Source organism: Pseudomonas sp. CFBP13509, from assembly GCF_005233485.1.
Classification (GTDB): Bacteria; Pseudomonadota; Gammaproteobacteria; order Pseudomonadales; family Pseudomonadaceae; genus Aquipseudomonas; species Aquipseudomonas marginalis.
This window is the reverse complement of record NZ_QGAA01000016.1, coordinates 1-12,551: the sequence shown is the minus strand read 5'-3', so window position 1 is coordinate 12,551 and position 12,551 is coordinate 1. Positions and strand designations below refer to the sequence as shown.

Here is a 12,551-nt window from a genome sequence, read left to right as displayed (position 1 = left end):
TCCTAGCGCACGCGAATACGCGGGTCGAGCAGTGCGTTGAGCACATCGGCCAGCAACGTGAGGATGATGTAGATCACCGCAATCAACAGGACCACGGCCTGTACCACCGGAAAGTCGTCACGGGCGATAGCGTCCCAGGCAAGTTGCCCGATGCCTTGCAGGGAGAACACGGTTTCGATCACCACCGAGCCGCCGAGCATGAAACCGAACTCCACCGCCGCCAGCGCGACGACCGGAATCAGCGCGTTGCGCAGTGCATGCTTGAACAGCACGCGGGCAGGGCGCAGGCCCTTGGCGCGGGCGGTGCGGATGTAATCGGAACTGAGCACATCAAGCATGCCGGCGCGGGTCAGGCGCATGATTGCCGGCGTCGCGTAGTAGCCCAGGGCAATGGCCGGCATGACGAAGTGCAACAGGGTCGCGTTGCCGGACACCGGCAGCCACTTGAGCGTCACCGCGAACACCACGATCAGCATCAGCGCAAACCAGAAACTTGGCATTGCCTGGCCCAGCACCGCGATGCTCAAGGCCAGCCGGTCAACCCAGGTGTCGCGTTTGACTGCGGCCAGCACGCCCAGTGGAATGGCCACCAGCAAGGCGATCCCCAGCGCCATGGCACCCAGCCCCAGGGTAATCGGCAGGCGGCTGGCGACGAGGTTGTAGACCGATTCCTGAAAGAAAAACGAGTTGCCCAGGTCCAGCCGCAGCAAATCGCCCAGCCAGTTGAAGTACTGGGTCGGCAGCGGTTTGTTCAAGCCGTACTGCACGCGAATCTGTTCGATCTGTTCGCTGGTGGCTTCCGGTCCGCCAATGGCAGTGGCGAGGTCGCCGGACAGGTGCAAAAGAGAAAAGCTGATCACCGACACGGTAATGGCAACGCAAATGGCGATGCCCAGGCGGCGCAGAAGGAATCCAAGCATGGCAAGTTTCCTCATATCCAATGGATGACAAGTGTGAGGACGTGTCCGTGGCGCACGAGAGTCCGTGCGCCCGGTTACGTATTACTTCCACGTGGACTCGACGAAACGCGGCAGCTCATCCGGGTACGGTGTGAACGCGAGTTCCGAGGTGTAGGCGTAGTTCATCGAGTAGTTGAACAGCGGCGCCCAGTAGGCTTGCTGGCTGATGCGCTGCAAGGCTTTGCGGTAGTTATCCTTGCGCACTTGCGGGTCGAGGGCATTGTCGGCGGTCTGCAACCAGCCCTGGACTTGTGGGTCCTTGATATTGTCGTCCGGATTGCCCTTGAACCAGGTACCGGCCGACGCCGAGGTGTCGAGGATCGAGAACGAGCCCCAGGCCTGAAACGACATGGGCACCTTGCCGCCACGTTGCTGATCGCGCAGGGCGGCGTACTTCAAGTAGCGCAGCTTGGCGTTGATGCCCACTGCGCGCAGGTTGCCGATGATGGCTTCGACGTAATCACGGTCGCGATAAGCGAAGATTTCTGTCTCGAAGCCATTTGGGTAACCGGCTTCGGCGAGCAGCGCCTTGGCCTTGGCGGGGTCATAGTCGTAGACCGTGGCCGCAGTGGTATCGCAACCGAACTGGCCGGGATAACAGGCAACCTGCAAGGGCTTGGCTTCGCCCCCCACCAATTGCGTGGCCAGCGCATTGCGGTTGATCGCATGGTTGATGGCCTGGCGCACCTTGAGGTTCTTCATCGGTGAGTTTTCAGTGGAGGTGCCACGTGCATCAAGAATCAGGAAACCGATGCGCATGGTTTCGCCACTGGTCACGGTCAGGTTCGGCATACCCTTGAGGTCGACCGCCTGATCCGAGGTCACACGCCAGGTCCAGTCGACACCGTCGGTCATCAACTCGGCCAGACGGGTTTCTGCATCCGGGATCACGCGGAACTTGAGGTGGCTGATATGGGGCTTGCCTTGTGGGCTGTCCGGGAAGTAGTCCTTGTTGATCTCCATGGTCACGCCTTCGCCGGCCACCACCGACACGGCTTTATACGGCCCGGTGCCAATGGGCTTGCGACTGAATTCGGCCAGGCCGACCTTCTCGAAGTACTGCTTGGGAAACATCGGAACGGCGTTGGACAGGTATTCCAGTGCCGGCGGGAAAGGCTTCTTCAAATACAGGCGGACGCTGTAGTCGCCGGTTTTTTCGGCGCCCTTGATCCAGTCTACGTTTTGCACGGTAACGACTTTCGCTTCGGGCGACACCACGTAGTTGAGGGTGAACACCACATCGTCGGCGGTGAAGGCGTCGCCGTTGTGAAATTTGACGCCCTTGCGCAGCTCAAAGTCGAGGGTGGTGTCGTCGACCTGCTTCCAGCTGGTAGCCAGCATGGGTTTGTATTCGCCGCTTTTGGGATCGCGGTAGATCAGGTTGTCCCAGATCAGCCGGCCGAGAATCACGCCTTCGCGTAAATCGTTGTGATAGGGGCTGATGTTTTCAGGCTCGCTGTCGGAAGCGTAAACCAGGGTGTCGTTGGCTTTGCCGGCATGCGCCGGAAAGCTGCTGATAAGGCCCATCAGCGCGATACTGCAGGCGAAACCTTTGATGCCCATGCCGTCGTCTCCGTTGGCGAGAGTGGTTGAATCAAAGGGCAGCGAATCGCAAATGCGTAGAAGGAGGAGGAAAAGGTCGGGCGCTGTTTTTTTTGGTCTGGACACGAATGTAGGGAAGGGCTATCAATGCCGCAAGCACAATATTTCGATACTTCCTTTGCCGAAAAGGCAATCCTTGGGGGCTCCGATGCAGCTGTATGGCGTGCAGTCCACGGCACTGCGCTATTTTCTTGAAGTCGCCCGATGCGGATCGATCAGCGAGGCCTCAATGCGGCTGAATGTGGCGGCATCAGCGGTGAGCCGGCAAATTTCCAAGCTTGAGTTGGCCCTGGATGCCAGCCTGTTTGAGCGTCGCGCCCGCGGCATGGTGCTCAGCGAGGCGGGGGCGCGACTGGCGGCGTATGCGCGCAAGTCGCAGCTTGAGGCCGAGCAGGTGGTGCTGGAAATTACCGAGCTGCACGGCTTGCAACGGGGGCATGTGCATGTTGCCTGTTCGGAAGGATTTGCCCTGGAATACATGCCCAGGAGCATCAGCGCGTTCAGGCGTGAGTATCAGGGCATTCATTTTACGTTGGAGGTCTGTGCGCCCGCTGAAGCGACCGAGAAGGTTCGCTCCGGTGAAGCCGACCTGGCGATGACGTTCAGCCTGACGCCGCAAAAGGAAATCAAGGTCGAACATGTCCTGAGCGGGGCGATTTTTGCCGTGGTCTCCAATGCCCATCCCTTGGCCGGGCGGGAGTCTGTCAACCTCGCCGAGTTGCAACCCTGGCCCATTGCGTTACCCAAGGCCGACACTACGATACGGCAACTCTTCGACATCTGTTGCGGCGTCCAGGGGTTGTTGTTCGACCCGGTATTGACCACCAATTACGTTGCCGCGCTCTACAGTTTCGTCCGTGAAGAGGGAGGCATCAGCCTGGCCAGCGAAATGACCTTGCACCAACAGGTGGCGGACAAACAGTTGCAATGCTTGCCGATCCTTGATGAAGGCATGCAGGCGCGGCGCATCGAACTGCAAAGCATGGCTGGGCGCAATCTACCGGCGGCGGTTTCGGCGTTCAGGGATTTTCTGATCGCTGAGCTGGCGAAGGCGAAGCGGCTTTGAAAAGATGAGGTTATTGCAGCGGCCCCACCACTTGCCGATAGCGTTCTTCCCCCTGCGGCGTCTGGCGGGTCAGGCTGATTTCCAGGCCGATGGGATCGGCTTTACGGTTGCCGGCCAGCTGACGCCAGCCTTGGCCCGGTTCCCAGATGCGCACTTGCAGGTCGCTGACACCGGATAAGACGGCCACTGCTTTTTTGGGCGCAGGCAACGGGTATCGATCACTGGCTGCGGATGTGGCGCGGTACAGCGTGTCACCCTCCAGCCACCAGCGCACCCGTTGCAGACCGTTTTCGGGAAGGGCTGCGTTACGAATCACGTTCAGTTGAAAATCATGCTGGTCGGAGCTGCGAACGCTGATTGCGGCGAGCCCGTCGGGCTGTTCGTCATCGTTCAAGGCTGGCGTTCTCAGTTCAACGCTGGCGCGCAGGGCCAGGTCGCGGTCCAGCTGGTTGAGTGTGCGCAACAACGCTTCGGTTTGCTCGGTGCTGGCCTGCAGATGGCTGTCGGCACGGCTCACGCTGTCGAGGCCGCGCCAGGCAATCAGGCTGACAATGGCCATCAGCATGATCGCCACCATGACTTCAATGAGGGTAAAACCGTGCTGGTCTGTTTTCATGGTTGGTTCGCCACGCGTATTTGTCCTGTCGCCGTGCGGTGAAGGGTGAGGCGGTGCTGGCCATCCGAGAGCTGCAGTTGCAAGGGCGAGGCAAACCATTCGGCATTCAGTACCACCGGTTGCCTGGGGGTTACACGTACGCTCATCGAGGGTGTTTCCCAGGCACGGGGACGCAGTTGCGGGTCGCTCATGAAGTGATCCCAACCCTCGCCGGGCGCGTTGCGCCGACTGAAGCGAAACCCTTTATTGTCGGCCCGCCACGTGATGGGGCGGCCGTCGGCCCGGGCTTCGGCCTGGGCGATCTGCAGCATCTGGACCACGCGGTTGGCGTCCTTGCGCAGCAATTGCAACGGGTCGGGTTTGATGCTCAGGCTGATCGCCGCTGAGGCGATGCCGATGATCACCAGGACCACCATCAACTCGATCAGGGTGAAGCCTTGCTGATTGGCCTTGGTCATGACACAACGCTCCTTCGTCGTGGGTCTCTCCTGTAGACTGCCCGGCAGGACAACAAGGAGGTTTTGTCGTGGTCGCTATTTTTCGTTTGACCGCGCCGCGAGTGGTGCAGGCAGTGGCATTGGCCACGGCGCTCGCGGGGGGGCTGGTCTGGTCTTCCGTGTTGCTGACATCGGCCGAGTCCCAGGTGCCGCCAGTCGAGCCGCCGGTTTTGGCCGCTCGCCCGGATACCCCGGCGTTGCAGTGGTTTTCCAACCAGCCGGCGGTGGTGGACATCAAGGTCTCCGGCCTGATGGCGGGCGTGCGCGGGGCGGTGGCGATCCTGAGCCTGAACGAGGGGCCGCCGCGCAGTTTTCGGGTGGGCGAGTCATTGGCCCAGGGTGTGCGCCTGGCGGCGATCGAGGGCGATGCGGTAGTGATTGAGCGTGGCACGCAGCACACCCGCATTAAGGTCAGCACGCTGCCGGACTCGGTGGTGCTACCGCGCTTGACCCGACCCTGAACGCTCATTGGGGCGTTGCCTTCGGCGGGTTGAGCAGCGTTTCCACCCGCGCCAACGGTGGCGCCTCGCGCTTGCGCTCCGACACCTGCAGGGTGACGCGCATCAGGCGTCCATCGGCGCTCGGTGCGATGCTCTGCTCGCAACTCAACTGCAAGCGGCCCTGATCACAGTCAAACGCTTTGTGCCCCCTGGGCAGGCGTCCCTCCAGGCGCAGTTCGGCGAGCCTGCCCTGGGCCGACAGCAGCGCCATCGAGCGGTCGCGCAGCAACCCATTGCTCTGGGTCATCAAGCCTGCAACGCGGACCGCCGCCGCCATCGCCACGGCAATGATCGCCAAGGCCACGAGCACCTCGATCAATGTAAAACCTTGCTCCTTGCGCGACAGCTCCATGGGTCACTCTTGGCGTAAAAACACGCCGTAGAGTAGCACTCAGAGCGCCGCGGGCAGCGGCCAATTATTTTTGCTATCCAGATAGTTAGTTTTGTTACACTGCGCGCCGAATTAGGATCAAGCCAAGGATGGTGGATATGGATTTCGCGCGCATCAAATATGGGCCTCGCGCCCGCCACGTTCAGCAAGGGTTCACGCTGATCGAGATCATGGTGGTGGTGGTCATCCTCGGCATTCTGGCGGCGATTGTCGTGCCTAAAGTGCTGGACCGTCCGGACCAGGCCAGGGCGATTGCGGCCAAGCAGGACGTTGCCGGCCTGATGCAGGCGCTCAAGCTTTATCGCCTCGACCACGGCACCTATCCCAACATGAACCAGGGCCTCAAGGTATTGGTCGAGCGCCCGGCAGATGCAAAAAATACCAACTGGCGTTCTTATCTGGAGCGCCTGCCCAACGACCCCTGGGGCCGTCCTTACCATTACTTGAATCCCGGCGCGAACGGCGAAGTCGACATCTTCTCCCTCGGTGCCGACGGACAGCCTGATGGCGACGGTGTGAATGCCGATATCGGATCCTGGCAGCTCTAAGCGCCGCCATGAAATCACACTCGCCCACAGGGGCGAAACAGCGCGGCATGGCGATTATCAGCGCGATGCTGATCGCGGCGGTGGTCGCTGTGTTCGCCGCCGGCATGCTCACCCGCCAGAGCGTTTTTACCCGTTCACTTGAGGCCGAGCAGGCGCGAGTGCAGGGCAGTGCATCACTGCTGGGCGGCCTGGAAGTCAGCCGGCGATTGCTTCGGGACGCCCGCGAGCAGGATGTGCTGACGCGGCTTGACCAGCCATGGGCCCGGCCGATCAACACCGCTCAGGACGGCGAATTCGAAGGCCGCCTTGAGGACCTGCAAGGCAAGTTCAACCTGCGCAATTTAATCGCCCAAGAGTCTGTTGATCTCGGGCAGATGCGCAGCTTTGAGCGGTTGTGCGAGATGATCGGTGTCGAGGCCCGCCTGGCGCAGCGCATCAGCCAACGCGTGATTGCGGCCTACCCACATAGGCCGGTTGCCTCAACAGTGGGGCAGCCGCCCCCGCCATTACCCGCCACCCAGCCGATGCTGCGCAGTCTTGATCAATTACGCGGTATCGAAGGCCTCAATGAGCGGGTCTTGGCACGGCTGGAGCACTACGTCAGCATTCTTCCGGTCAACACCTGGGTCAACAGCAATACGGCCAGCGCGGAGGTGCTGGCCGCGGTGGTGCCGGGTTTGTCCTGGGCGCAGGCCAAGGCGTTGGTCGCCGAGCGCGATCGCGGCCAGTGGTTTATCAATCGCGGCGACTTCGTTAACCGTGCGCGATTGCCCAACCTGAACGTGGATGAACTCAATGTCGGGATCACCAGTGAGTGGTTCCTGCTCCAGGGGCAAGCCCGCCGCAATCAGCGCCGTGTGCACCTGGCTGCGCTGCTGCATCGTCCGGAAGACGCAATGCCCAGGGTGATCTGGTCGAGGCTGGGCGTATGACGCGCCTGCGTCTTGCCTTGCCGCCGCTGGAGTCCTTGACGTCGGACACCGAGCTTGAGTTCGCGCAACTGGACCGCAAGGGGCACGTCAGTCATACCGGCATCAGCACCCTTGGCCAGCTGGAACAACAGGTCAAGTCTCAGGCCGTCGAGTGTTTCCTTCACCCCATGGACACGGTACTTACGCGCATTGAACTTCCGCCGCTGTCAGCGTCCCGTATCGATGCGGCCGTTACCTGCGCTGCGCAGGCCTTGATCCTGGGGCCCAGCGAGCAGATGCATGTGGCGCACAGCGCTCGAGATGCCGATGGACAGGTGCACCTGAGCTGGCTGCCCAAGGCTGTACTGGATCGCCTCGGTCAGTTGCTTGGCCTGCACGGATTGAAGCTGGGCGGCCTGTATCCAGCGCCTTACCGCTTAGCCGTGCCAGCGGCCGGGCAGATCAATGGGTGTGTGGTAGAGGGCCAGTTGCTGCTGCGCTTCACCCTCGCCCATGGGGCGGTGGAACCGTTGGTTGAGGACCGTCTGGAAGCGCTCGCCGCCACCGGCGAAAGTGTGCTGTGGCCCGTGGACCATCAGCGCTGGAACGGCGCTGCCCCTGGCTGGGGATTGCACGCCGGGGTCGGTCGGCGCACTGCACAGGCGGCCGGTTGGGGGCGGGCGTTGGGCTGTTGTGCGTTGGCCGTGGGTGTCTGGGTGGCCGGGCTCAACCTTTACGCCGCCCGCGAGGTTGCGCAAGGGCAGCAGCTCAAGCAGCAGATGAGCCAGCGCGTGAAGCACGCATTTCCCGAGCTGCCGGTGATTCTCAACCCTCTGCAACAGGCTCGCCAGCAGTTGGCGAACCGGCAAGGGGGAGGGCCCGCGCAGCTCAATCACGACTTTGCTTACCTGGTGCAGCAAGCCGCCATGGCGCTGCCGTTCATGGCCGGCAGCGTCCAGCGGTTGACCTTCAGCGAGCGCCAGTTGCAGCTGCAGATGACCGCCGAAGCCACTCCCGCTGCCGACGGCGCTGTACAGGCTGCGCTGAGCCAGGCGGGACTTTCCGCCCACCGCAACGAGCGCATCTGGACGCTGAGTGCGATGGCCGAACCCGCGTCGGGAGAGGGTGATTCCAGCGTGGAAAACGACGATGAATAATCCGAGACTGATGGCCTTCAAAGGGCGCTGGAAAGCGCTGGCCCCGCGGGAAAAAACCATGCTCAGCGGTGCGGTGGTGTTTCTCGCCAGCCTGTTGGTCTGGCTGTCGCTGATCCAGCCAGCGCTCAAGAACATTGACTATTGGCAAGCCGAAACCCCGAAGCTGCGCGCCCAGAGCCAGGCACTGGCGCTGTTGCTTCGCGAGGTCACCACGCCTGTCGGGCTGGACCTTGAACACTCATTGCGGCAATCCCTCGACGCCGCCGGACTGGCGGGGCACTACCGGTTACAGGCCCAGGATGCGTCCTGGCAACTGACACTGGACTCGGCCCCCGCCGATGCGGTGCTCGGCTGGTTATTGAGTGACCCAGGGCAATTCTCGCTGGACGTGGTGGAGGCTCGTTTGCAGCGCGCCGGCGAAGCCTCGGTCGACAACACGGCAGGCACTCTCACAGGAACCGTCCGTATGGATCGGATGCACGGCGCTAAGGAAGCATCATGAAGTGGTCAGGTTCCCATTATGTCCGTACGGCTGTGCCGTTTCTGTTGCTCGCACTGAGTGCGTGCAGCGCGCAGCCCACGGCGGATTTACCCCAGGACAGTGAGCTCGGCCTGCCCCTGGCCACCACCCAGCGCAGCGGCGATGCCCTGGTAGACCGGCAGCGTGCGCAAGTGCAAATCGAACGGCAGTCGCGGCCCTTGCACAAGGTTACCAACCCCACACGTGGCAGCGGTGCCGGTCACAGCGGCGTGGCGCCGAGCAAACCCTTGGGCGATCAACCGGTCACGCTGAATTTCGTCGAGGCCGACATTCAAGCCGTGGTGCGGGCGTTGTCCCGTGCGACGGGGCAGCATTTCCTGGTCGACCCGCGCGTCAAGGGCTCCCTCACGCTGGTTTCCGAAGGGCAGGTGCCGGCGCATCAGGCCTACGACATGCTGCTGGCGGCACTGCGCATGCAGGGCTTCAGCGTGGTGGATGTTGGCGGTATCGCGCACGTGGTGCCCGAGGCCGATGCCAAGCTGCTCGGCGGGCCGATCTACAGTGCCGACAAGCCGGGCGGCAGCGGCATGCTCACGCGCACCTTCCGCCTGCAATACGAAAACGCGGTGAACCTGATCCCGGTACTGCGCCCGATCGTTTCGCCAAACAATCCGATCAACGCCTATCCGGGCAACAACACCATCGTTGTCACCGACTACGCCGAGAACCTGGCGCGGGTGGCGCAGCTTATCGACGGCATCGACACACCGAGCGCCATCGACACCGACGTGGTGCAGGTTCAAAACGGGATCGCCGTGGATATCGCCGAGATGGTCTCGCAACTGCTGGAGCAGCCGGGCAGCGATCCGACGCAGAAAATCACGGTGGTGGGCGACCCGCGCTCCAACGCGATCGTGATTCGTGCCGGCAGCCCGGAGCGAACCGAGTTGGCGCGTAACTTGATCTACAAGCTGGATAACGCCCAAGCCAACCCAAGCAATTTGCACGTGGTGTACCTGCGCAACGCCCAGGCCGCGAAACTGGCGCAGTCGTTACGCGGTTTGCTGACCGGTGAAAGCGACAGCGGTGGCGGTGACAATGCGCGGTCGGCCCTCAGCACAATGGGTGCCAATATCTCCGGCAGCCAGACCGGGCAGGGCAGTGGCCAAGGCAGTACCACCAGCGCCAATGAGTCGGCGCAGACGAACAGCAGCTCGAGCAGCCAGCCCGGCGGGCAAACGAATGAGCAAAACGTCGCCTTCACCGCCGGTGGCGTGACCCTCCAGGCCGACTCGACCACCAACACCTTGCTGATTTCTGCCCCGGAGCCGCTGTACCGCAACCTGCGTGAAGTCATCGACATGCTCGACCAGCGCCGCGCCCAAGTGGTGATTGAAAGCCTTATCGTTGAAGTCGGCGAGGACGATGCCAATGAGTTCGGTGTGCAGTGGCAGAGCGGCGACCTGGCCGGCAAAGGCGTGATTGGCGGGACTAACCTGGGCGGCGCGGGGTTCAACCTGAATGGCAAGACCAGCGTTGACGTGCTGCCCGGCGGGCTCAGCCTCGGCTTTATCAACGGTACCGTGGATGTGCCCGGCATTGGCAAGGTCATGGACCTCAAGGTGTTGGCCCGCGCGCTTAAAAGCAAAGGCGGCAGCAACGTACTGTCGACGCCGAACCTGCTGACCCTGGATAACGAGGCGGCCAGTATTTTTGTTGGCCAGACTATCCCGTTTGTCAGTGGCAGCTACGTGACCGGTGGCGGCGGTACCAGCAATAATCCGTTCCAGACGGTCACCCGTGAAGAGGTCGGCTTGAAGCTGAATGTGCGCCCACAAATCTCCGAGGGTGGCACGGTCAAACTCGATATTTACCAGGAAGTCAGCAGCATCGATGAGCGCGCGTCCAGCAGCGCCGCGTCGGCCGGGATCGTCACCAACAAGCGCGCGATCGACACCAGTATTTTGCTCGACGACGGGCAGATCATGGTCCTCGGCGGCCTGCTCCAGGACGGTTACAGCCAGAGCAATGAAGCCGTGCCGTGGCTGTCGAGCATTCCGGGGCTGGGTGTGCTGTTTCGCAATGAACGCCGGGCGGTCACCAAGACCAACCTGATGGTGTTCCTGCGCCCGTATATCATCCGCGACAGTGGGGCCGGGCGCGCGATCACCCTGAACCGCTATGACTACATGCGCCGTGCCCAGGGCCATTCCCAGCCGGAACACAGCTGGGCGATGCCGGATGTGCAGGCGCCGCAGTTACCGGCGGTGGAGAAGGGGATTCCGGGCGGGCAGCAGCAGGGGCCGAGGGCGGTGATTCGGGCGGTGCCGGTTTCTGGGGGGCGACCGTGAACATTTTGACCGTGTACATATCCATTCCTGCGGTAACGGCCACCTATGGTTCCGCTCTTACAGCGGGTCACTTTTGGAAGGACCCAAAAGTAACCAAAAGGTCCTCGCCCCACCACTCGGCACCTCGCCTAGGCTCGGTGTGCCCGAACGCAGGCTTGAATCCGTGGGCCGCCGTCATGGGCCATCCCTGGCCCAGGACGGCTAACCCGGCGTCCTGCCGGGTTACCCACGGATTCAAGCCTGCGTTCGGCCAGCGTGGTTTTACGGGGCGCCGAAGATCAAGATCAAAAGCGGCTCGCTTCGCATCGCGGGTACGTTGTTTTGTGACCGCGCTCGGTCAGGAAGATGTCTTGTGAGCCTTCTCCCTTACGCCTGGGCCAAATCCCAACGCATCCTCCTGCGTCCCGGCGACGACGGCATGCTNTGCCCCTCCACCCCCGGTTGGTCGATCAGCGAAGTGCGGCGCCAGTTCGGCCAGTCGCGGGTTGAGCAGGTACGCGACGATGAACTCGACGGCCTTCTCGCCAGTGCTTATGCCGATACGGGCAGCGCCGCCGCCGTGGTGGGCGCGGCAGAGAACGAGGTCGACCTCGACCGCCTGATGCAGGACATGCCCGAAATCACCGACCTGCTCGACACCCAGGATGGCGCGCCGGTGATTCGTATGATCAACGCCTTGCTCACACAGGCAGCGCGGGACGAGGCCAGTGATATTCACATCGAGCCCTATGAAAGCCATTCGGTGGTGCGCTACCGCGTCGACGGCACGTTGCGGGATGTGGTGTCGCCGCGCAAGGCGCTGCATGGTGCGCTGGTGTCGCGGATCAAGATCATGGCCCAGCTCGATATCGCCGAAAAACGCCTGCCCCAGGACGGGCGTATCGCCCTGCGCGTGGCCGGGCGGCCGATTGATATTCGCGTGTCGACCGTGCCCACCGGGCATGGCGAGCGGGTGGTGATGCGCTTGCTCGACAAGCAAGCCGGCCGTCTGCAACTGGAAACCCTCGGCATGGCGCCCTCGGTACTGGCCAGGCTCGATACCCTGATCCGCCAGCCCCACGGCATCGTGCTGGTCACCGGGCCCACGGGCAGCGGCAAGACCACCAGCCTGTACGCCGCCCTGGCGCGGCTGGATGCGAGCACCAGCAATATCCTCACCGTGGAAGACCCGGTGGAATACGACCTGCCGGGCATCAGCCAGATCCAGGTCAATGCCAAGATCGACATGACCTTCGGCCTGGCGCTGCGGGCGATCCTGCGCCAGGACCCGGACATCATCATGATCGGTGAAATCCGCGACCTGGAAACCGCGCAAATCGCGGTGCAGGCCTCGCTCACCGGGCACCTGGTGCTGGCGACCCTGCACACCAACGATGCGGTGTCGGCGGTCAACCGCCTGATCGATATGGGCGTCGAGCCGTTCCTGCTGGCCTCGTCACTGCTGGGCGTGCTGGCGCAACGCCTGGTCCGCC

Annotated in this window: 13 protein-coding genes and 1 pseudogene; 9 read left to right on the top strand and 5 right to left on the bottom strand. The window is 62.5% G+C overall.

The genetic code is table 11. The features are described 5' to 3' along the window. Positions 1-2 precede the first annotated feature (2 nt). Both PspCFBP13509_RS23415 and PspCFBP13509_RS23410 read right to left on the bottom strand, forming a co-directional pair. On the bottom strand, positions 3-920 hold the full coding sequence (locus PspCFBP13509_RS23415) for an ABC transporter permease (RefSeq protein ID WP_027603429.1): 918 nt from the start codon (positions 918-920) through the stop codon (positions 3-5). Positions 921-1,001: 81 nt separating this feature from the next. After that, positions 1,002-2,522 (bottom strand): ABC transporter substrate-binding protein, encoded by a 1,521-nt coding sequence (locus PspCFBP13509_RS23410; RefSeq protein WP_137212767.1) that lies wholly within the window; start codon positions 2,520-2,522, stop codon positions 1,002-1,004. A gap of 187 nt (positions 2,523-2,709) precedes the next feature. On the opposite strand from PspCFBP13509_RS23410, the gene PspCFBP13509_RS23405 reads away from it, so the two are divergent. Beyond that, entirely contained in the window at positions 2,710-3,627 is a 918-nt protein-coding gene (locus PspCFBP13509_RS23405) for a LysR substrate-binding domain-containing protein (protein ID WP_027603431.1), read from the top strand. Between the two features lie 10 nt (positions 3,628-3,637). Here PspCFBP13509_RS23405 and gspJ read toward each other — a convergent pair whose 3' ends face one another. Continuing rightward, a complete protein-coding gene (gene gspJ, locus PspCFBP13509_RS23400) occupies positions 3,638-4,243 on the bottom strand; it encodes a type II secretion system minor pseudopilin GspJ (RefSeq protein ID WP_074845782.1) in 606 nt (201 codons plus the stop codon). Continuing rightward, positions 4,240-4,701: a type II secretion system minor pseudopilin GspH gene (gspH, locus tag PspCFBP13509_RS23395; protein WP_065926127.1), complete on the bottom strand. Its 462-nt coding sequence runs from the start codon at positions 4,699-4,701 to the stop codon at positions 4,240-4,242. The genes gspJ and gspH overlap by 4 nt, the downstream gene beginning before the upstream one ends. A 68-nt stretch (positions 4,702-4,769) precedes the next feature. Here gspH and PspCFBP13509_RS23390 point away from each other — a divergent pair, with 68 nt between their 5' ends. Next, positions 4,770-5,201, top strand: a complete 432-nt coding sequence (locus tag PspCFBP13509_RS23390) for a type II secretion system protein N (protein ID WP_065926128.1) — start codon at positions 4,770-4,772, stop codon at positions 5,199-5,201. A 4-nt stretch (positions 5,202-5,205) separates the two neighbouring features. On the opposite strand, the gene gspI is transcribed toward PspCFBP13509_RS23390, so the two are convergent. Further along, positions 5,206-5,592 carry a type II secretion system minor pseudopilin GspI gene (gene gspI / locus PspCFBP13509_RS23385; protein WP_137212766.1) on the bottom strand — a complete coding sequence of 129 codons (387 nt, stop codon included), beginning with the start codon at positions 5,590-5,592 and terminating at the stop codon, positions 5,206-5,208. 137 nt (positions 5,593-5,729) lie between these two features. Between gspI and gspG the strand changes: the two genes are divergently transcribed. The 7 genes and pseudogenes from gspG to PspCFBP13509_RS23350 all read left to right on the top strand — a co-directional run. Further along, positions 5,730-6,179, top strand: a complete 450-nt coding sequence (gene gspG / locus PspCFBP13509_RS23380; protein WP_065926130.1) for a type II secretion system major pseudopilin GspG — start codon at positions 5,730-5,732, stop codon at positions 6,177-6,179. An 8-nt stretch (positions 6,180-6,187) separates the two neighbouring features. Continuing rightward, on the top strand, positions 6,188-7,111 hold the full coding sequence (gspK, locus tag PspCFBP13509_RS23375) for a type II secretion system minor pseudopilin GspK (protein WP_065926131.1): 924 nt from the start codon (positions 6,188-6,190) through the stop codon (positions 7,109-7,111). Next, complete coding sequence (gspL, locus tag PspCFBP13509_RS23370; RefSeq protein WP_137212765.1) at positions 7,108-8,247, top strand: type II secretion system protein GspL; 1,140 nt, start codon at positions 7,108-7,110, stop codon at positions 8,245-8,247. The genes gspK and gspL overlap by 4 nt, the downstream gene beginning before the upstream one ends. Then, positions 8,240-8,749 carry a type II secretion system protein GspM gene (gspM, locus tag PspCFBP13509_RS23365; RefSeq protein WP_065926133.1) on the top strand — a complete coding sequence of 170 codons (510 nt, stop codon included), beginning with the start codon at positions 8,240-8,242 and terminating at the stop codon, positions 8,747-8,749. The genes gspL and gspM overlap by 8 nt, the downstream gene beginning before the upstream one ends. Continuing rightward, entirely contained in the window at positions 8,746-11,079 is a 2,334-nt protein-coding gene (gene gspD, locus PspCFBP13509_RS23360; RefSeq protein ID WP_137212764.1) for a type II secretion system secretin GspD, read from the top strand. The genes gspM and gspD overlap by 4 nt, the downstream gene beginning before the upstream one ends. A 352-nt stretch (positions 11,080-11,431) precedes the next feature. Next, positions 11,432-11,502 (top strand): annotated as a pseudogene (locus tag PspCFBP13509_RS31830) (hypothetical protein); the annotation flags it as partial. 1 nt (position 11,503) lies between these two features. Further along, positions 11,504-12,551, top strand: a 1,048-nt coding sequence (locus tag PspCFBP13509_RS23350) for an ATPase, T2SS/T4P/T4SS family (RefSeq protein WP_242001096.1), incomplete at both ends; no start/stop codon positions are given.

What these genes read in the sequence shown, in the direction of transcription:
- gspI (WP_137212766.1), bottom strand. Translation starts at nt 5,592, where the DNA reads ATGGAGCTGTCGCGCAAGGAGCAAGGTTTTACATTGATCGAGGTGCTC.
- PspCFBP13509_RS23405 (WP_027603431.1), top strand. Translation starts at nt 2,710, where the DNA reads ATGCAGCTGTATGGCGTGCAGTCCACGGCACTGCGCTATTTTCTTGAA.
- gspD (WP_137212764.1), top strand. Translation starts at nt 8,746, where the DNA reads ATGAAGTGGTCAGGTTCCCATTATGTCCGTACGGCTGTGCCGTTTCTG.
- gspG (WP_065926130.1), top strand. Translation starts at nt 5,730, where the DNA reads ATGGATTTCGCGCGCATCAAATATGGGCCTCGCGCCCGCCACGTTCAG.
- gspK (WP_065926131.1), top strand. Translation starts at nt 6,188, where the DNA reads ATGAAATCACACTCGCCCACAGGGGCGAAACAGCGCGGCATGGCGATT.
- PspCFBP13509_RS23410 (WP_137212767.1), bottom strand. Translation starts at nt 2,522, where the DNA reads ATGGGCATCAAAGGTTTCGCCTGCAGTATCGCGCTGATGGGCCTTATC.
- gspH (WP_065926127.1), bottom strand. Translation starts at nt 4,701, where the DNA reads ATGACCAAGGCCAATCAGCAAGGCTTCACCCTGATCGAGTTGATGGTG.
- gspJ (WP_074845782.1), bottom strand. Translation starts at nt 4,243, where the DNA reads ATGAAAACAGACCAGCACGGTTTTACCCTCATTGAAGTCATGGTGGCG.
- gspM (WP_065926133.1), top strand. Translation starts at nt 8,240, where the DNA reads ATGAATAATCCGAGACTGATGGCCTTCAAAGGGCGCTGGAAAGCGCTG.
- PspCFBP13509_RS23415 (WP_027603429.1), bottom strand. Translation starts at nt 920, where the DNA reads ATGCTTGGATTCCTTCTGCGCCGCCTGGGCATCGCCATTTGCGTTGCC.
- gspL (WP_137212765.1), top strand. Translation starts at nt 7,108, where the DNA reads ATGACGCGCCTGCGTCTTGCCTTGCCGCCGCTGGAGTCCTTGACGTCG.